Origin of the sequence: Streptomyces sp. D2-8 (assembly GCF_023184515.1) — a bacterium.
Taxonomy (GTDB): domain Bacteria; phylum Actinomycetota; class Actinomycetes; order Streptomycetales; family Streptomycetaceae; genus Streptomyces.
In genome coordinates this window covers 604,207-623,490 of the sequence record NZ_JAAHBP010000003.1, presented here as the reverse complement: position 1 = coordinate 623,490, position 19,284 = coordinate 604,207, and the positions used below count along the sequence as shown (strand labels likewise).

Annotated in this window: 14 protein-coding genes and 1 pseudogene; 7 read left to right on the top strand and 8 right to left on the bottom strand. The window is 70.1% G+C overall.

Features of this window, described 5'->3' with window-relative positions; all coding sequences use genetic code 11:
* Positions 1 to 10: 10 nt before the first annotated feature.
* The 5 genes from G3I77_RS09160 to G3I77_RS09140 form a co-directional block, all read right to left on the bottom strand.
* Positions 11 to 1,048, bottom strand: a complete 1,038-nt coding sequence (locus G3I77_RS09160; RefSeq protein ID WP_248502120.1) for an SPFH domain-containing protein — start codon at positions 1,046 to 1,048, stop codon at positions 11 to 13.
* Between the two features lie 4 nt (positions 1,049 to 1,052).
* On the bottom strand, positions 1,053 to 1,484 hold the full coding sequence (locus tag G3I77_RS09155) for an NfeD family protein (protein WP_248502119.1): 432 nt from the start codon (positions 1,482 to 1,484) through the stop codon (positions 1,053 to 1,055).
* A gap of 203 nt (positions 1,485 to 1,687) precedes the next feature.
* Entirely contained in the window at positions 1,688 to 6,499 is a 4,812-nt protein-coding gene (locus tag G3I77_RS09150) for a DNA repair ATPase (RefSeq protein ID WP_248502118.1), read from the bottom strand.
* 89 nt (positions 6,500 to 6,588) lie between these two features.
* On the bottom strand, positions 6,589 to 8,622 hold the full coding sequence (locus G3I77_RS09145; RefSeq protein ID WP_248502117.1) for a flotillin family protein: 2,034 nt from the start codon (positions 8,620 to 8,622) through the stop codon (positions 6,589 to 6,591).
* A gap of 76 nt (positions 8,623 to 8,698) precedes the next feature.
* A complete protein-coding gene (locus G3I77_RS09140; protein ID WP_248502116.1) occupies positions 8,699 to 9,190 on the bottom strand; it encodes a hypothetical protein in 492 nt (163 codons plus the stop codon).
* Between the two features lie 245 nt (positions 9,191 to 9,435).
* Between G3I77_RS09140 and G3I77_RS09135 the strand changes: the two genes are divergently transcribed.
* Entirely contained in the window at positions 9,436 to 10,494 is a 1,059-nt protein-coding gene (locus tag G3I77_RS09135; protein ID WP_248502115.1) for a helix-turn-helix domain-containing protein, read from the top strand.
* A 56-nt stretch (positions 10,495 to 10,550) separates the two neighbouring features.
* Here the strand turns inward: G3I77_RS09135 and G3I77_RS09130 are convergent, their stop codons facing one another.
* Entirely contained in the window at positions 10,551 to 11,123 is a 573-nt protein-coding gene (locus G3I77_RS09130) for a DM13 domain-containing protein (RefSeq protein WP_248502114.1), read from the bottom strand.
* Positions 11,124 to 11,582: 459 nt separating this feature from the next.
* Between G3I77_RS09130 and G3I77_RS09125 the strand changes: the two genes are divergently transcribed.
* Positions 11,583 to 13,115, top strand: coding sequence for an alanine/glycine:cation symporter family protein (locus tag G3I77_RS09125; RefSeq protein WP_248502113.1), 1,533 nt, complete (start codon positions 11,583 to 11,585; stop codon positions 13,113 to 13,115).
* Positions 13,116 to 13,199: 84 nt separating this feature from the next.
* On the opposite strand, the pseudogene G3I77_RS09120 reads toward G3I77_RS09125, so the two are convergent.
* Positions 13,200 to 13,349: pseudogene (locus G3I77_RS09120) on the bottom strand (pirin); the annotation flags it as partial.
* Positions 13,350 to 13,369: 20 nt separating this feature from the next.
* Here G3I77_RS09120 and G3I77_RS09115 point away from each other — a divergent pair.
* Together G3I77_RS09115 and G3I77_RS09110 are read left to right on the top strand one after the other, a co-directional pair.
* Positions 13,370 to 13,531 (top strand): hypothetical protein, encoded by a 162-nt coding sequence (locus tag G3I77_RS09115; RefSeq protein ID WP_248502112.1) that lies wholly within the window; start codon positions 13,370 to 13,372, stop codon positions 13,529 to 13,531.
* A 341-nt stretch (positions 13,532 to 13,872) separates the two neighbouring features.
* Positions 13,873 to 16,326 (top strand): SpoIIE family protein phosphatase, encoded by a 2,454-nt coding sequence (locus G3I77_RS09110; RefSeq protein ID WP_248502111.1) that lies wholly within the window; start codon positions 13,873 to 13,875, stop codon positions 16,324 to 16,326.
* A gap of 507 nt (positions 16,327 to 16,833) precedes the next feature.
* On the opposite strand, the gene G3I77_RS09105 is transcribed toward G3I77_RS09110, so the two are convergent.
* The gene (locus G3I77_RS09105) at positions 16,834 to 17,799 is read right to left on the bottom strand and encodes a pirin family protein (RefSeq protein ID WP_248502110.1); all 966 of its coding nucleotides are present in this window, start codon (positions 17,797 to 17,799) and stop codon (positions 16,834 to 16,836) included.
* Between the two features lie 113 nt (positions 17,800 to 17,912).
* On the opposite strand from G3I77_RS09105, the gene G3I77_RS09100 reads away from it, so the two are divergent.
* The 3 genes from G3I77_RS09100 to G3I77_RS09090 all read left to right on the top strand — a co-directional run bounded on the left by G3I77_RS09100 (position 17,913) and on the right by G3I77_RS09090 (position 19,276).
* A complete protein-coding gene (locus G3I77_RS09100) occupies positions 17,913 to 18,395 on the top strand; it encodes a MarR family winged helix-turn-helix transcriptional regulator (protein ID WP_248502109.1) in 483 nt (160 codons plus the stop codon).
* The gene (locus G3I77_RS09095) at positions 18,392 to 18,838 is read left to right on the top strand and encodes a MarR family transcriptional regulator (RefSeq protein ID WP_248502108.1); all 447 of its coding nucleotides are present in this window, start codon (positions 18,392 to 18,394) and stop codon (positions 18,836 to 18,838) included. The genes G3I77_RS09100 and G3I77_RS09095 overlap by 4 nt, the downstream gene beginning before the upstream one ends.
* Before the next feature lie 78 nt (positions 18,839 to 18,916).
* Positions 18,917 to 19,276, top strand: a complete 360-nt coding sequence (locus tag G3I77_RS09090) for a tetratricopeptide repeat protein (RefSeq protein ID WP_248502107.1) — start codon at positions 18,917 to 18,919, stop codon at positions 19,274 to 19,276.
* Positions 19,277 to 19,284 lie beyond the last annotated feature (8 nt).

Below are 19,284 nucleotides of genomic sequence, written 5' to 3'. Positions count from 1 at the left end.
CCGACCCTCGTCAGCGAGAGGTGTCGGGCGGGAGGGCGCCGGAGGTGACGCCATCGGCCCTGGCTGCGTCGGCGAGGGCCGCGGCGGCGGCTTCCGCGGCCTGGGCCGTGTCGCTGGCGGCCTGGGCAGCCATGTCGTCGGAGGGCTTCTCGCGGGTGGCCGGCGACTGGGGCAGCACCTCGGTGAAGGCGCGGGACACGCCCTGGAGTGCGGAGGTGATCTCGCTGGGGATCACCCAGAAGTTGTTCCCCGAGCCTTGCGCGAGTTGGGGCAGCGTCTGGAGGTACTGGTAGGCGAGCAGCTTGGGGTCGGGATCGTTGCGGTGCACGGCCTGGAACACCTCGTCGATGGCCCGGGACTGCCCCTCGGCCTGGAGGATCGCGGCGGTGCGATTGCCCTCCGCGCGCAGGACCGCGGCCTGCTTGTCGCCTTCAGCGGTGAGAATCTGCGATTGGCGTTGCCCTTCGGCCCCGAGAATCGCGGCTCGCTTGTCCCGCTCGGCCCGCATCTGCTTCTGCATCGCGTCCTTGATGGACTGCGGAGGGTCGATGGCCTTGATCTCCACCCTGTTGACTCTCAGCCCCCATTTGCCGGTGGCCTCGTCCAGCACGCCGCGAAGCTGGCTGTTGATGGTGTCCCGGGACGTGAGGGTCTTTTCCAGATCCATGGATCCCACGACATTGCGCAAGGTGGTGACGGTGAGCTGCTCGACCGCCTGAAGGAAACTGGCGATCTCGTAGAAGGCCGCTCGCGGGTCGGTGACCTGGAAGTACAGGACGGTGTCGATCTCGACGACCAGGTTGTCCTCGGTGATGACGGGCTGCGGTTTGAAGGAGACGACCTGTTCTCGCAGGTCGATCACCGGGTGAACGCGGTCGATGTAGGGGATGACAAGATTGAGGCCGGGGTTCAGGGTCCGGTGGTAGCGGCCGAGTCGCTCGACATTGCGAGCGCGCGCCTGGGGAACGATGCGGACCGCGCGCACCACGGTGAAGACCGCGAAAAGCGCGACGAGCAATCCTGCAATCAAGAACGCCGAAGTGTCCATGGTTTCAGTCCCTGGGGTAGACGATCGCGGTGGCGCCACTGATCTCTATGACATCGACAGTCGTTCCCGAAGGGATCACCAGCGTTTCGTCGTAGGGGCGAGCGGTCCACTCCTCGCCGTCGATGCGGACTCTGCCGCCCTGGCCCGTCACTTCCGTAACGACGTAGGCGCCTTTGCCGACCAGCGCGTCCACTCCGAATCGCGCCACTTGAGGCCGGAGCACGTGACGCAACGCGATGGGGCGCACGAACATCACCGTGACGGTTGCGACGACGGTGAATACGAGGAACTGGAAGGGCAGCGGCAGCCCGACCGCAGCGGACCCCGCCGTGACCAACGCGGCCGCGCTCAGCATTCCGAGCGCTGCGGTAAGGGTGAAGATCTCCGCCACGGCCAGGACGGCGGCGATGATCAACCAGATCAGCCATGGATCCATTGCGTGCCCCTTTGACCGGTAGGGGTTGGGAGGGCGTGACTTCCACCATTGGACTCCGACAGAAGACGGCCGGATACCCCTGGGGAGAGAAACCCTGCCGCACGAGCCGAAGTGAGAGGGCCGCCACTCAATCGACTTTTCTGCCTTTGCACATATTTTACCTGACTGGCGAACATTGCTACGGGAAAACGAGCCCACCTCCCTCATGGCCGGGTGGCACGGTTGATCGCGGTCTCGACGGCCGCGACGCGGTCGGCGAGCAGGCCCAGCGTGGCGACCGCGCGGGTCAGAGGGTCGCTCTCCGGGCCGCCGAGGGACTGCACGCGGACGTGGGCTGCCTTCAACTCGTCCCAGCGCAGAGCCTGTTCGTCCGTCAGGGTGCCGCGCAGTTCTGCCAGTTTGAGGAGGTTGGCCTCGGCTCCGGTGGTGAGGGTCTGGGCCTCGGCCGTGTAGTGGTCGTCGATCAGCGCGGCCAGTTCGGCATCGTTCATGGCCGGCTGGATGCGCTGGGCGATCTTGTTCATGTTCCGGTAGGAGCCCTGGAGCTGGAAGGGCGGTTCCGTCCGAGTGGCATCGGACCGGGCCGCCGAGGCGATGTACGCGGCGTTCACCGCCAGGACCGTCTCGCGGGCCCTCAGGAGGTGGCCCAGTACGGCCAGGATCCGCTCCAGTTCGGCGGGGGCGTAGGGGTGGCCGAGCCGGTCGGCGCGGGCCGTCGTGTCGTTCTCGGCGAGGCGGATCAGCAACTCCAGGTCGGCTCGGTCGCGGCCGGCGAGGGGGGCCAGGACCGGGTTCGACGTGAGCGCGTTCTCGATGAAGCTGAGTGCGAAGGCGTCCTCCTTCCCCGTCAGGACGTCGCCGAGGTTCCACACGTCGGCGCGGTTGGCGAGCATGTCGGGGAGGCGGAACCGGCCGCCGGACTCGGTGTAGGGGTTGCCCGCCATGCATACGGCGAATCGCTTGCCCCGCAGGTCGTAGGTACGTGGCTCGCCGTTCCGTACGCCTTCGATGCGGCGGGTCGCGTCGCACAGCGGGATGAACTTCTGCAGCAGTTCGGGCGAGGTGTGCTGGATGTCGTCGAGGTGGAGGAGGGTGTTGTTGCCCGCCTCCAGCGCGAAGTTGATCTTCTCGACCTCCTGGCGGGCGGTGGCGTTCGGCGCCTCGGCGGGGTCGAGCGAGGTGACGGCGTGGCCCAGTGCGGGGCCGTTGACCTTGACCAGGATCAGGCCGAGGCGGTCGGCGACGTACTCCATGAGCGTGGTCTTGCCGTAGCCCGGCGGGGAGATGAGCAGCAGCAGGCCGCCGGTGTCGGTGCGCTTCGCATCACCGGTCGTACCGATCTGCTTGGCGAGACTGTCGCCGAGCAGCGGGAGGTACACCTCGTCGATGAGCCGGCTGCGGACGAACGCCGACATCACGCGCGGCCGGTACTCGTCCAGCCGGATCCGGGAACGCTCGGCGGCCACCAGCGCCGCGCGGCGGCGCTGGTACGCCTGATGGGCGGGTACCTCGCGGGCACGGAACTGCCGTGTACGGGCGAGAAGTTCGTCGACACGGACGGTGAGCCTGCGGCCGTCCATGCGTGGGTGGGCACCGAGCAGACCCTCCACCGTCTCGGTCAGCGGCGCGTCGGACTCGTAGCGGGGCAGGTCCGAGCAGAGCTCGGCGGCGACCGCCTCGGCCAGGTCGCCGGCGGTGAGGTCCGTGCCGGTCGCGGTGGTGTACGAGGTCAGCCACGCCTCGACGAGCTGTCGGCGGGCGGCCGGGTCCGCGAGGGCGGTGAGGTCGTCGTCGTAGGCCGACGTGCCCATCGTGCGGCGGAACTTGTCGAGCAGCGTGCGGGTGCTGCCGCTGATGACGAAGCCGTCGGGGCCGCTGGTCAGCTCCTCGAAGAGGTAGGCGGCCGCCGCTTCCGTTCCGATCGCCTCCGCGAGTTCGGCCCGCAGGTCGGCGATCGCGGGGGCGAGCCCGAACGTGTCACGGGCCCGCGCCATGGACACCGCACGCCGGGTCCAGCTGTCGCGCTCCCCGGCGGTCGTGCCGTGCGACCAGAACAGCTGGGCGGCGGCGCGGGCGGCGGGCTCGTGGCGGAGCAGGCCCGCGCCCTGGTGCAGGCGCAGGAGTGCCGTGAGGATCAGGGTCGCGTCGTGGTCGTGGACGCCGCGCGCGTATCCCTCGTCGTAGGCCGCCTCGGCTGCCTGCCGGACCAGGACGGGCAGGTCGTGCGTCTCCGCGAGTGCTGCCGGGCCGTGCTCGTCGAGCAGGCGGGCCGCGAGGTGTTCGGCGCGGTAGACGTCCGGCGATTCCGACGGCAGCGGGCGGTCCCAGTACGGACGGGTCGCGGCGAAGTCCGGGTCCGTCACCGGGGAGCGGTAGTCCGTGCCGGTGAGCGCGAAGGCGAGGGTGTCGCCGTACGGAACCAGGGCGAGGTCGAGGGGCTGGGCGTTGACCGCGAAGCGGTGGGTGCCCAGACGCAGGGTGCGGCCGTCGTCGGCGTAGAGGTCGGTGCGGTCCCGCAGGGCCCGCAGGGCCTCCTGGCGGGCGGCTTTGAGGCGGCCGTCCAGCTCCTCCGCCCTGACCTGGTCGTCGAGCTCCCGCAGTTGCTCGGCGATGCGGTAGACCTTGGCGGGCATCGGGTCGGAGGTGAAGTACGTGGCGACGGCGTCCGCGTCGGTGAGCGCGGCGGCGCGGCGGGTGACCGTCCGGAGCACGCGGGTCGCCGAGTCGGCGAGGCGTTCGGCACGGCGGGCGCGGGCGTCCGCGAGGGTCTGCTTGCGGGCGGAGAACGCCTCGTGGATCTCGTCGCGCTTGTCCGCGAGTTCGGTGAGGAAGTCGTCGGACTCGGCGAACCTCGACTCCAGGTTCTCCAGTTGCATCAGCATGCGCGCGAGTTGCTCGTCGCAGGCGTCCGGGCTGCCGGTGGCCGCGAGCGCGCCGGTGACGGCCTGACCGAGCAGGGCGAACTCGGCGGCGAACTCGGCGCGTCCCTCGCGGCCGAGGAGCTCACGGCGACGGCCGTCCAGGGTGGCGCGGGCACGGTTCACGCCACCGAGGACCTCGGCGATCCGCTCCAGGATGGAGGTGCGGACGGTGGCGTCGCCGATGTCGAGTCCGGTGACGACCTCGGTGACCGTGCGCAGCCCGTCGGCGAGTTCGTCGAGGCGGGTGGCGAGTGGCGCGGCCTCGGCGACCGTCGCGATCGCCTCGGCGTCGACGACGAGCCGCTCGACGTCGGCCCGGTGGTCGGCGAAGGCGTCCTCCCGGGCCAGATGGGCGACGGCCCGCTGCCCGAAGGCGGAGAGGTCGGCCTCGACGCCCGCTGCCACCTCATCGATGCGGGCGGTGTCCGCGTACCGCATGTCCTTGAGGGTGAGCAAGTGGCCCTTGGCGTGCCGGAGTTCGGTCAGGCCGGTGACCCACGCGGCGGCACTGCGCGGGACCTCGCCGCGCAGGCGACGTACCACCGCGGCGACCCCTGCGGTGGACTCGGCGAGGGCGTCGGCGGCCCGGCGGGTGAGGGCCTGGACGGTCTCGAACTCGACCAGCACCTGCTCGGCGGTCGCCCGGACGTGCGCCAACGGCTCGCGCAGATCGCCCAGTTCGCTCTCGCCCAGCCAGTGGTAGGAGTCGGCGACCCGGACACAGGAGGCCGCCAGCGCCTCGTACACCTCGCTCGTCGGGGTCGTCTCGGAGACCGCGCGCGTGATCGACAGGCAGTCGGAGATGCCGCGCACGAGGTCGGCGTTGCCGATGCGGGCCAGAGGGCCGGTGCCGACGGGCTGGGCGGCGGCATGGGTGTCGGAGACGTACGGCGAGCTCCACGACTGGAGTGGGTGCACGCGCTGGGGTTCGTCGCTGTCGGCGCGCAGGACCATGAGCGTGCCGTCGTCGAAGAGGGCCCAGCCGTGACAGGACAGCGGGGTGGCGATCTCCTTGCGGATCATGTTGTACGGCAGCAGCAGGCTGCGGCCTTCCACGCGCGCGTGGAAGGCGTACAGGACGTCCTCGCCGTTCGGGGAGCGGACCATGCGCTCGAACTCCAGGTCCGCCGTGTCGATGCCGTCGAAGGTCTTGTAGGCCCCCGTCGCCAGGCAGTAGCCGCCGGGGAAGACGACGCCCTGGTCCTCGGGCAGGGTGCGGCAGGCCCGGCCGATGCCGTCGAGGCGCACGACAGCCCTGGTGAGGGTGTTGAAGACCAGGTAGCGGTTCGCGTCCTCCTTGTAGGGGCGGATGCGCAGCAGGATCAGGGCGCCCACGCGCGCGTGGGCGATGTCCGCGTCGGCGAGGGACTGCAGTGGCTCGTCGACCGGCTCGGAGTGGATGCCCTCGCCCGTCTCGGTGTTGTCCTCGATCTTGACCGTCAGCGTCCCGCCGACCGTCTCGACGAAGACCTCACCCTCGATGGAGACATGTGGGTGGCGGCCGAGAACGTGGTCCTCGCGGGTCGCCTCGGTCCACTCGAAGTCGTGGGAAGGCGGGAAGACGTGGTCGCGGTCGCCGCGCGCGTCCAGGAAGGTCACCCGTGCGTCGTCGGCGAGCGCCCAGCGCAGGACGCGGATGTCGCCGGCCTTCTCGCCGGTCTGGAAGACGGCCAGCAGCTTGCCGTCGACACGGCGGAGCTGGAGGAGGTGAGCCTGGCGGTAGTAGCGGTAGAGGGCGGTGAACTCGCGGACGAAGGCGGGGTCGTCGAGCAGGCCGGGCACGGCGTCGTCGGGCAGCCGGTTCAGGTCGCGGTCGTACAGCGCGAAGACGTCCGCGACGGTCGTCTCGGGCTTGAGCCCGAGAAAGACGTTGTGCCCGAAGAGCAGCACGTCGCCGACGGAGACGATGTCGCGGGGCACGCAGTTGTGCTCGGTGCGGAGCCGCTCGGTGCCGGCGAGTCCGAGCCGGATGGAACCGAACTCCTCGGTGCGGCGGGCGTTGAGCGCCTCAGCGCGGCGGCCGAGCTCGGCGGCCTGCGCGGTGAGGCGGCTGCGCAGCACCTCGTACGTGCCCGTGTCCAGGCCGGTGGTCATGGGGTTCCCTTTCAGGAAGTCGCGGAGGACGCGGAAGACGCGGTCCGGAACTGCCGTCCCCTGTGCGGCAGTTCCGGACCGCGAGCCTGTCAGGACCTGGCGCTTCCGTTGAGCGCGGTCAGCGACGTGTCGGAGAGTCCCAGCTCGCCCGCCTTGTCGAGCAGCTGCTGCAGTTGCCCGGCGTCGGCGCCGCCTGTCTTCATGAGCTTCATCAGCAGGGCGGAGACCGTCAGGTTCTGTACGTCGGCGGTGGAGACCGAGCCGAGGAGACGGCCGAGGTCGTCGGTGAAGCTGCCGCTGCCGTCCAGCCACGGCCCCGCGAGCGCCTGGGCGGTCTCGGAGTGCTGCACGAAGCTGTCGACGCCCTTGCCGAGGGCGATCGAGGACACCAGCCGGTCGAGGAAGACCGACTCGCCGCCGACGATGTTGATGTCGGCGTTCTCCAGGCCGGTGGCGAGGACGGTGGCCTGAGCCTCGGCGACCTGCCGCTGCACGTCCAGCCCCGCGAGCCGGATGTCCTTCTCGGCCTCCAGCCGCAGCCGGTACTCCTCGTGGCCGCGGGACGCCTCGTCGAGCGCGGCCATCGCGGCGGCCTTCTCGGTGAGACCCGCGGCCTCCGCCTTGAGCTTCTCCCCGACGGCATGCGCCTCGGCGAACGCCTTGGCCTTGGTGCCCTCGGCCTCCGCCAGCATGCGCGCCTGGGTCGCCTCGGCCTCCGCGCGGCCGGCCTTCTCGATGACCTCGGCCTCCTTGTCACGGACCTGGACGGCGGCCAGGCCCTCGGCCGCGGACTCCGCCTGGACGCCCTCGGCGAGCCGCCGCTTGGCCTGCGCGTCGAGGTCGGCACTCTTCAACCGGGCCTCGGCCAGGGTGACTTCCTCGGCCGCGCGATGCACGGCGGCCTGCTCGGCGGCTTCCGCGGCCTTGATGTCCTTGACCAGCTTCTCCTGCGCCTCGGCCTCGGCGGCGATGACGACCGTCTGACGCTGCCGCTCGGCCTCCTCCACGGCGCGCAGCTTCTTGATGGACTCCTCCTGCTCGGCGACCGTACGGTCCACGGCGACCCGCTCGCGGACGACCTCGGCGATCTCCCGCTTCTCCGCCTCGACCTCCTTCTCGGCGGCGATCTGCGTCAGCTGCGTCTCCCGGTCGCGGGCGATGACTTCGAGCTGCCGGTCCTTCTCGATGCGCTCGTTCTCGACCGCGATGACCCGCTCCCGGTTCTTCGCGGCGACGGCCACCTCACGTGCCTGGTTCTCGCGCTGGACGCCGAGTTGCTCCTCGGTCTTCAGGAACGCGGACTGTGCCCGAAGCCGCTCCTCCTCCACCACCCGCGCGGTCTCGGCTTCCTCCCTCGCCCGTACGGTGTCGATCTCCCGGCGCTGCTTGATCTCGGCGTCGGCCTGGCGGCGCTCCAGCTCCAGGATCGCCTCGCGGGCGTCGACGTTCTGCCGGGTGATCTCCTTCTCCTCGGTGCGCTGCGCCTCGTTGGTGCGCACATGCTCCACGGCGGTCAGCTCGGTGATCTTCCGAATGCCCTGGGCGTCGAGGACGTTCGCCGGGTCCAGCTGGGTCAGCGGCGTCTGCTCCAGGTAGTCGATCGCCGCGTCCTCCAGGTGATAGCCGTTCAGGTCGACGCCGATGACCTCGATGATCCGGTACCGCAGTTCCTCACGCTTGGTGTAGAGGTCGGTGAAGTCCAGCTGCTTGCCCACGGTCTTCAGCGCCTCGGAGAACTTCGCGTGGAACAGCTCCTGCAACGTGTCCCGGTCGCTGGCCCGCGCCGTGCCGACGGCCTGGGCGACCTTGATGACGTCCTCCACGGTCTTGTTGACCTTCACGAAGAACGAGATCCGGATATCCGCGCGGATGTTGTCCCGGCAGATCAGCCCCTCCTTGCCGGCCCGGGTGATCTCGATGGTCTTCACCGAGATGTCCATCACCTCGGCCTTGTGCAGCACCGGCAGCACCACTTGCCCGGTGAAGGTCACGTCGACCTTGCGCATCTTGGAGACGATCAGCGCCTTGCCCTGCTCCACCTTGCGGAACAACCGGGCGACGAGGAGTACGACGAGCAGGCAGACGGCGGCGAGCACGCCGATGCCCACGATCATGGCAATCATGGATACGTCCTTCAAGGCGTAGGAAAGTTGAGGCGTGAGGAGGGGGGCCGACGGTGAGGGCCGGCGGCGCCGCGACTCAGGCGGCGCGGTCCCTCGACGGGAGCTCGGCGTGGCCCGACGTCCTCCGGCCGGGATCCTGGCGTTCTGCGTCCCGCAGTTCGGGGCCCTCGCCCGTGCGGGACTTCTCCAGCACGGGCGGCTCGGGTTCGTCCGGGAAGAGGGGGCGCAACAGCCGTACGATCAGGCAGGTCGCGGGCCAGGACACGAACAGCGCCCCGACCGGCAGGGCCAGGCGCAGCAGCCAGGTGGCGGGACCGGGTGGCGTGACCACGGGCAGCGCGAGCGTCGCACCGACGCTCAGACCCCAGGCGAGGAGCGTCAGCAGCGAGAGGGCGACCGCCGCGGGCACCCCGCCCATGCGCCACACCCGGAGATCCACGTCCGTGTCGAAGCTGTCCGGTGCGGCGGCGCCCACGGTGACCAACAGCCAGAAGCACACCACCACGACGAGTGCCGCGGTCAGCAGGATCGTGGGCAGCCCCGTCGCGGCGGTCAGAAAAGTCCGCATGTCCCGATCCCCCTTTCCGCCCACGGCGCACACGACGTGTGCTCGGGGATGCACGGTTTCTCGGATTCCGGCACCGGACACATGCCGGTGTCCGGCACCGAAACCATCCGTGTGCTCCCCGCGAGCCATGGTGCACGGCCGGCCCACGTTCACGCATTGCCGGACTCCGGCAGAGTTCACTAGGGTCTGCATGCCGGTGCGCCACTGAGGAACCGTCATCGGCGCGTCAAGAATGCGGGGGCGACGTGACGGACCGGGACATACCCGAGCGCTATCTGGATGGCTGTGCCCAGATCCTGGCCGAGGTCGCGGCCACCGGGCGACGCCTGACCCGGGAGGAAGTCGCCTCCCGGCGTGCTTTCGGAGAGCAGGCCGCGGACGCGGGCTACGGGCTGCGCGCCCTCGTCAGCGCACACCTGTCGGCGGCTCGCACGGCCTGGCCCCAGACCTCGGGTTCGGCCGCCGACGCGCTCGCCGCGGTGCAGCAGATCATCGACGCCTTCGCCGAGGGCTACGAACGCGCCCAACGGCAGGCGGTACGTCAGGAGGAGGCAGCCCGCCGGGAGTTCATCGACGACCTGCTCTACGGTCGAAGCGACCTGGGCCGTCTCGCCGAGCGCGCCGAACGCTTCGGCCTGCGCCTGTCCCAGGCCCACGCAGTCGCCGTCGCCCAGGGCCCGGCCGCCTACGAGGAGGGCGCTCCGGTACCCCGGCGGGTGGAGCAGGCGCTCATCACCCGCTTCGGCAACCGCGACGTCCTGCTCACCACCAAGGACGGCAGGCTGCTGTGCGTCGCACCCGGCCACGAGGACGAGATCCTGCCCTACTTCGCCAAGCAGGCCCACGCCGCCACCGACGGCGGCCGGGTCGCCATCGGGCGTCCTCAGCCCGGCCCCGGCGGGGTCGTCCAGTCGTACGAGGAAGCCCTCAACGCGCTCGAACTCGCCGAGCGTCTGGAACTGGACGACCCGGTGCTGCGCGCCGCCGACCTGCTCGTCTACCCGGTCCTCACCCGCGACCGGCAGGCCATGTCCGAGCTCGTCCACGACGCCCTCGGCCCGCTCGCCACCGCCCGCGGCGGCGCCCAGCCCCTCCTGGAGACCCTCACCGCCTACTTCGACTCCGGCTGCGTCGCGGCCGAGGCCGCCCGCCGCCTCTCACTGAGCGTGCGCGCCCTGACCTACCGCCTGGAACGCATCCACAAGCTCACCGGCGCCAACCCGGCCGACCCCGCTCACCGTTACATGCTCCAGACCGCGGTGATCGGTGCCCGGCTGCTGGACTGGCCCGCTACGGGGTTCTGAGCCCGGGCGGGCGAGCGGCAGTGCGCGGAAGCATCGGGCCGGGCCCGGGGCCGCGGTCACGCGCGAGCGAGCCGGGCGGCTCCGAAGGACACGTCGAATCGGTCGCACCAGATGCTGACGCTGGTGTAGCGGGCCGGGTCGACGTCGTCGGGCACGGTGTAGTTCTGGCTGCCCTTGTTGCCCTTGAGCTTGCCGAGGCTGACGTACTCGCCGTCGTCGAAGACGCGCCAGCCCGCCGTTCCCTCCTTCACCGGCGCGTCGGTCAGCCACACGCGCAGGTCCGGGCCGTTACTGGTGTCCAGGTTCTCCAGCCGTACGACGTGAGAGCCGTCGGAGAGCCGCACGAGCTTCACCACGCCCGAGGTGTCGTGCTCGTGGCTGATCAACTCGCCGCTCGCCAGCGTCTGCGGCCCGGGCGCCGGGGAGGGCGGCTGCGAGGGGGACGAGGAGGGCGCCGGCGCCTGGGGTGCCGATGTGGTCACGGCACCGGGCAGGGCCTCCTCCACGGTCTCGTTCTGCCACAGCTTCCACGGCTGGAACCAGTACAACCCGAGTCCGATGCCGGCGACCGCCACCACCAGTATCCCGATGACCAGCGGCCTGCCCAGCGCCGTCCGCATGCGTGCCATGCCCTGCCTCACTTCCCTGAGAGCTTTCGTAGCTCCCCATTCAACGGGTCAGGAAGGCGTCACGAACCCCGAGAGAGATGACGGAACGCTTACGTCGCGTGTCCTGGCCAATCTGTGTGCACGTTCATTAGCTGTCCGGTGAACGGATCTCGGCCTCCGCATAACGGTCCGATATCGCTCGCTGGCATTTTCGAAGGTAACTGCTGGTCATGTGATCTACATCACTAAAGGATGCGTAAGGGCCGTGGTAGAACTGCGCAACTCCGCAGGTGGCACCGCTCGACGCCACCAACCGGAGCGGTCGGCATGCACCGGCAGCACGGCCAGGGTGATCACGATCCGCATCCGCGGACAGCCCACCCAGCGTCGCCGATCGAACAACGGCGTTCGTTCAGAGACCGCACATCAGCCGGCGGCACTACCCCTGTGCCCCGGCCTTGCACCATCGAGGTAGCTACTGTGTCACTCGACTCCGTCACCCAAAACGTCGACGAAGCCGTCAGCGATTTCTTCGAACCGATAGCCAAGTGGCTCGGGGAGGTCGTTTTCTACGCCGTTCCCGTGGGCGGAACGGATCTGCCCCTCATCGTCGCCTGGCTCGTCGTCGCCGGCCTGGTCTTCACCGGCTGGTTCGGGTTCGTGCAGGTCCGCAAGTTCAAGCTCGCCTTCGACGTGGTGCGCGGGAAGTACGACGAGAAGGGGTCGGCCGGTGAGGTCAACCACTTCCAGGCGCTGACCGCCGCCGTCTCCGGCACGGTCGGTCTCGGGAACATCGCCGGTGTGGCCGTCGCCGTCTCCATCGGCGGCCCGGGCGCGACGTTCTGGATGATCCTGTGCGGTCTGCTCGGCATGGCGTCCAAGTTCGTCGAGGTCACCCTCGGCGTGAAGTACCGCGAGGTGCACGCCGACGGGACGGTCTCCGGCGGCCCGATGCACTACCTGCCCAAGGGCCTCAAGGAGCGCTTCGGCAGCGGCGGCGCCAAGCTCGGCAAGGTGCTCGCCGTCCTCGCCTCGATCATGATCCTCTTCTTCGGTCTGTTCGGTGGCAACCTGTTCCAGACCAACCAGAGCTACGCGCAGATCTCCTCGACCTTCGGAGGCGAGGACGGCTTCCTGGCCTCCTCCGCCGGTGCCGTCCTCTTCGGCCTGGTCGTCTCCGCGCTGGTCGGTCTCGTGCTGCTCGGCGGCATCCGCTCCATCGCCTCGGTCACCAGCCGGCTGGTGCCCGCGATGGCCGGCATCTACATCGTGGCCTGCCTGGTCGTCATCCTGGGCAACGTCACCCACGTCCCGGACGCCTTCCAGACCATCCTGCAGGGCGCCTTCGAGGCCGACGGCGTCGCCGGCGGTGTGATCGGCGCCCTGATCATCGGTTTCCAGCGCGCCGCGTTCTCCAACGAGGCCGGTCTCGGCTCCGCCCCGATCGCCCACTCCGCGGTCAAGACCAAGCACCCCGCGAGCGAGGGTCTGGTCGCCCTGCTGGAGCCGTTCATCGACACGGTCGTCATCTGCACCATGACCGCGCTGACCATCGTCATCGCCAACCCGGCCAGCTGGAGCGAGGCCCGCGCCGGCGAGAGCATCGGCGGCGTCACCATCACCTCCGACGCCTTCGAGACCGTACTGCCCTGGTTCCCGGCCGTGCTCACCATCGCGGTGCTGCTCTTCGCCTTCTCCACGATCCTGACCTGGGGCTACTACGGTCTCAAGGCCTGGTCGTACCTGTTCGGCAAGAGCAAGGTCAGCGAGATCGTCTTCAAGGTCATCTGGAGCCTGTTCGTGATCGTGGGCGCCCTGATGTCCCTCGACTCGCTGATCAGCCTCGCCGACTCCGCGCTCTTCCTGCTGTCGGTCTTCAACATCATCGGCCTCTACCTCCTCGCCCCCATCGTCAAGCGCGAGCTCAACTCCTTCCTGGAGTTCGTCCGCGCCCGTAAGGCCGGCGAGATCACCGGGGACGACGACCAGGAGTCGGCGAAGACCACCGTCTGACCGCCCCCTCGCGGCCCGGCTCCTGAACGGGCCTGTGCTCACCTCGCGCCTTGGTGAGCACAGGCCCGTTCGCACGTTCCCAGGTCAGCGCACTCTTCCACGCGGTTTCAGCGGCACCGGCGGCAGCTCAGGAGCGGGCAGCGGGGCCCCGTCGTACCCCTTCACCTCCCCGAAGCGAGTGCCTTCCGTCCAGTCCCGACGGGCCCGCACGATCTCCTCCTGCGTCCGCCCGATCCCAGGCCCCGTTCGAGGTCGTGATCACCGCCGAGGAGATCGGCGTCTACAAGCCCCGGCTCCGCGCCTTCGCATACACGCTGGACAAGCTCGGCGTGGCACCCGACGAGATCGTGCACGTCTCGGCGAGCCCGAGCCGCAGAGGGCCTGCCGTGCCCCGTGCCCGACCAGCCTCCCCATGAGAGGGGAGGCCCGTCGCACTCCTCGAAACGCCAGTCGCCCATCCGCAGCCAGTGGAAGCAGTCGCACACGATGACGGACAGCGGCAATCCGCGCTCCTTGCACTGCCGTGCCACCCGGAGGTGTTCGTCCTGCACCTGCACCCCATGGTCTCGGTCGGCGGCCCGGCCGCTGCTGTCGAACGGGGACGCGCAGGCCCTGGCCCCGGTCGCTCCGGGACCTGGCACCCCGAAAGCGCACCAGCCGGAGCGCCGTGGAGCGGGGGCCGATCTAGGCTGGAAGCAGCCGCTGGAAACCAGCCCCGACGGGCACGGCAATCCGGACGGAGGCGTGGTACGTGGAGATGGCCGACAAGCAGGATGCCCCCACTGCCGCTGTCGTGGTGGGCCCGGACGGCATGGTGAGCGGCTGGAGTGAGGGGGGCCGGCTGCTGCTGGGCTGGACGGCGGAGGACACCGTCGGGCGCCCCGTGACCGACCTGCTGGTCGATCCCCCGCCACCCGGCTTCCCCGAGGGCTACGGCGCCGGTCCCGACCCGACGGGGTTCATCCTCCTACGCCACCGGGACGGTTCCACTGTGGACGCCGTGGTGACGGCCCACCCGCTGCTCGGCCCCGACGAGCGGACGCTGGGTCACGTGGTGACCATCCAGCGTTGGGGACGCCGTCCGGTGATCGCCGACCGGGCATTCGAGCAGTCTCCCTTCGCTCTGGGCGCCTACGACCCTGAGCTGCGGTTCCTGTGGATCAACGCCTCCTCGGGCCGGGTGATCGCGCACTCCGAGGAGCAGGTGCTCGGCAAGAAGTACCGCGAGGTGCTTCCCGAATTCGACCGCACGTTGTTTCCCGAAAGGGACGACAAGCCCTACGCCGACGCGCTCGCCGAAGTGGCGAGGACGGGCGAGCCCACGCGTCTCATCACCGTCTTCCGCCCGCGCGGCAGCGACTACGCCAACGCCTGGGCCACCAGCATCTGGCCCGTCCGGGATGCCAAGGGCAGGGTCCGCGCGATCGCCAACTGGGGATTCGACATGAGCGCCGAGTACTGGGCTCGGCAACGCCTGCTCATCCTCAACAAGGCCAGCGGCGGCATCGGCCGGACACTCGACGTGATCGGCACCGCCCAGGAACTGGCCATGACCCCGGTGCCGGGATTCGTCGACCTCGTCAGCGTGGACCTCTTCGACGAGGTGCTGCGCGGTGAGGAACCGCCCTCAGGATCCCCGTTCGGCCCCGGCGAGACCATCAGGCTCAGCCGTGCCGCCGAGCACAGCACGAAGGTGGACGCCGACCAGGCTCCAGGGGTCACGACACCGGTCACGCACGCGCCCGGTTCCGTCGCCGCCCGCTGCATGGCCGCCGGCAGGTCCACGGTCGAGCTCGCCGCCGAGCCCGGCCAGGGCGGCGAGTGGGCCTTCGGGCCCGGACTCGCCGCCGACCCGGCCCACTGGCCACCGGGCAACCCGGTGATCGACGAGTCCATCGCCGCGGACGGGCTGACCGGCCGGATCACCGTGCCGCTCCGGGCGCGCGGCGCGCTGCTCGGCGTCGTCGCCTTCTCCCGCGTCGACCGGCCCGAGGCGTTCACCGCCGATGACTTGATCCTCGCCGAGGAGTTGACCGCCAAGGCAGCCGTCGCCATCGACAACGCCCGCCGGTACTCACGCGAGCGCACCACCGCGCTGACGCTGCAACGCACCCTGCTGCCGCAAGGGCTGCCGAACCAGGAGGCGGTCGAGGTGGCCTCCCGCTACCTGCCCGGCGGGACCGGTACGGAAGTGGGCGGTGACTGGTTCGACGTCATTCCGCTATCCGGCGCCCGGGTCGCCCTGGTCGTCGGCGATGTCGTCGGTCACGGCCTGCACGCCTCGGCCAGCATGGGCAGGCTGCGCACGGCGGTACGCACCCTCGCCGATGTCGATCTGCCACCGGACGAACTGCTGACCCACCTGGACGACCTGGTCCTCCACCTCGCCAGCGACCTCCAGCCCACCGGCCACTTCCAGCCGACCGGCGAGTCCGGGGCCACCTGCCTTTACACCGTCTACGACCCGGTCTCCCGGCATCTCACGCTGGCGAGCGCCGGCCACCCCCTGCCGCTGGTCATCTCCCAGGACGGCACCCGGACCCCGGTACCCGTCCATCCGGGACCGCCGCTCGGCATCGGTGGGCTGCCTTTCGAGGCCACCGAGCTCGAACTGCCGGAGGGCAGCCTGCTCGCCCTCTACACCGACGGACTGGTGGAAAGCCGCGAGCGCGACGTCGACCAGCGGACCGCCGAACTGCAGCGAGCCTTGAACCACTCAACCGCCTCGCTGGAGACCCTGTGCGACACGGTGATGGACGCCATGCTTCCCCCACGCCGCACCGACGACGCCGCCCTGCTGCTCGTTCGCACCCTCGCGCTGGATCCCCACCACGTCGCCGACTGGGACGTCGAGCCCGACACCGCGCAGGTGCCACGCGCCAGGAAGCTCGCCGTCGACCAGGTGGACGCCTGGGGCCTGGAGGAGGCGGCGTTCGTCACCGAGCTGGTGGTCAGCGAGCTGGTGACCAACGCCATCAGATACGGCGAGCCGCCCATCAGGCTGCGGCTGATTCGCGACACCTCCCTGATCTGCGAGGTCTCCGACGCCAGCAACACCACCCCGCACCTGCGCCGGGCCCGCGCCTTCGACGAGGGCGGCCGGGGCCTGTTGCTCGTCGCCCAGCTCACCCACGGGTGGGGCACCCGGCACACCACCAATGGCAAGACGATCTGGTGCACGCAGCCCCTCCCTCAGTCTGAGCGGCACTGAGTCAAAGCCCGCGGACGATCTCCTCCTGCGACCGTCCGATCCCGATGAAGTCACACTCCGTAGTCAGTTCCCGATCGCTGCACGTGGCCCGCCCGCGCCAGGCCGTCCACATCGACGAGTGCGTCACCGTCACGGACGCCGCGCGTCGTACAGCCCCGTCGGCGAGCTCTCTGCGCCGCCCAACGACGCTCAGGTGCCTTCGAGGTTGATCCGCGTCACCGGGCTACTCGACCCCGGCGTCTTCCACCGAGCAAGTGCTCCGTCTGCAAGTGCGGCACCCGCGTACCACCAACAGACGAAGAAGCTGCTGGCGGGCCTCCGAGACAGCACTCGTCAGCAAGAGTCCTGCCACAACTGCCCACGGACAGCCATACCGTGGAATCGCCAGCCCCGCCGACCCGAGCAAGCGACCCGCTCGGCCGCCGCCCGGCGAACGGTCGAAAAGCGGCCGCCAATGCCCAGCCGCCACCCACTCAACAGCCACCAACCCGCGAGCATTTCAGCAGGTCAGCGCACTCTTCCGCGCGGTTTCAGCGGCACAGGCGGCAGCTCAGGAGCGGGCAGCGGGGCCCCGTCGTACCCCTTCACCTCCCCGAAGCGAGTGCCTTCCATCCAGTCCCGCCGCGCCTGCTCGATCTCCTCCTGGGACCGCCCGATCCAGTTCCAGAACATGATCAGTTCCTCCTCGAACGGTTCGCCGCCCAGGAGCATCAGGCCCGCGTCCGACTCCGCCCGCAGGGGCAGTTCGCCGCGTCCGCAGCCGAGGTAGAGCATGGAGCCGGGGAGGACGGGGACGCCGTCGACGTGGGCCTCTCCGGACATCGACAGGACGGCGTACTCGAAGTCCGGTTCCAGGGGGAGGCGCACGTCCGCGCCTCGGGTCAGGGCCAGGTCGGCGCCGACGATCGGGGTGTACGCCGTAGCGGGTGAGGTAGCGCCGTCGAGGTCGCCGAGGATCAGCGTGGCCGTGACGCCGGGTGCCGTGACGACCGGCAGATCGGCGTGGTGCTCGAAGCGCGGGTCGGTGTGGCGGTGGCCGTCGGGGAGGGCGACCCACAGCTGAGCGCCGTGCAGGAAGCGGGCGTGCGAGCGCGGACTCTCCTCCGAATGGCTGATGGCCCGGCCGGAGGTCATCAGGCCGAGTTCGCGCGGGCGGATCGTCTGGAGGCTGCCGGTGGAGTCGCGGTGCAGCACCTCCCCCTCGTGCAGCCAGCTCACAGTCTGCAGACCCATGTGGGGATGCGGCGGCACCTGCATTCCGGGCTCGTCGGCGATGTCGTCGGGACCGTAGTGGTCGACGAAGCACCAGGCCCCGACCATACGGCGGCCGAGGTTGGGCAGCAGCCGGCGGACCTCGCTGGACTCGCCCAGCTTCACCTTGCGAGGGCTGAGGAGTTCACGCACCGGCTCCGCCACCACGAAGCCACGGCCACCGCACAGGGAGGGGGCCGCCTCGCGCTCAAGATTGCTCATGGCGCACAACCTAGTCCGGCACAAGGGCTTGCGTCAGCGTCAGGTTCGGGCCGCGCCGCGGACGCTCCACAAAACAGTAGCCATGTACATAGTAGCTATGTACTGTATTCGCCATGAGCAACGGTTCCGAAGGCGCGACGCCCGGGTTCCTGGTGTGGCGGCTGTCGATGAAGTGGCGGGTCGCGGTCGACCGTGCGGTGGCCCCACTGGGACTCACCCATGCGCAGTACTCGCTGGTGGCGTCGCTCCATGGCATGCAGCGCTCCGGCGAACGGCCCAGCCAGCGCCGCCTCGCCGACCACACCGGACTCGAGCCGCTCTACGTGTCGAAGCTGGCCCGCGCCCTGGAGACCGCCGGTCTCCTGGAGCGCACCAGGGACCCGCGCGACCCGCGCGCGGTGCAGCTCGCCCTCACCGAGCAGGGCCGCGAGGTCACCCGGCGGGCGATCGAGGTCGTCCAGGGACTCCTACAGCAGCTCCTCGACCCGCTCGGCGGCCTCGACAGCGCGCGCACCCGGGAGTTCAAGCGCGACCTGACGGCCCTGCTCGACGCACCTCTTGATCCCTTCAGCGAGAACGAGACGGAGCAGTCATGACCACCACCACACCCCTCGTCGACCCCCGTGTCATCGCCCTGGCCCACTACGCGGGCCGCGCTCTCCTCGAGAACGTGCTGGCCCGGCACGGCATCACCTTCCAGCAGTCCGTCACCCTCCGGCTCGCCGCCCTCGCCGACGGACCGGTCGGGCGCGAACAGCTCGTCGACGGTGTCACCGGCGCACTGAAGACCGACGCGACGGAGGCGCACGGCGTCCTCGACGAGCTGATCACCGCGCGGCTGCTGACCCCGGACGGGGCGTCGGACGTACGGATCACGGACGCCGGGCGCGAGCTGTACGCCACGACCTCCGGCGAGACGGCACCCATCACCGCCCGCATCTACGACGGCATCCCGGCTGAGGACCTGGCCGTCACGGGCCGCGTCCTGAGCCTGATCACCGAACGGGCCGGTGCCGAACTGGCCACCCTGGCCCGATAGTCCCGGCGCCGCGTTCCTGCCCGACCAGGGGAATAGTGAACCGGCAGGCTCGGTTGCCGCCCTCGAAGGAGGCCCCGAGTGAACACGACCCACGACACGGCGTACTACGCCCACGGAACCCCGGCCGAACGCTGGGAGCGCGCGCAGCTGTTCTTCGACGCCAAGGACTACGCCGCCGCCGCGCGCGTCCTGACCGGGCTGGTCGAGGAGGTGCCCGAGCAGACCGGGCCCCGGCTGCTTCTGGCGCGCTCCTACTACCACTCGGCCCAACTGCGCCGCGCCGAAGGCGAGTTGCGGACGATCGTCGAGCGGGACCCTGTGGAGCACTACGCCCGGCTGATGCTCGGCCGCACACTTCAGCGGCAGAACCGGCACGAGGAGGCGGATTCGCATCTGCGGATCGCCTCGGCGCTCGCGGGTGACTTCGAGCAGCGCTGACCCCCGCC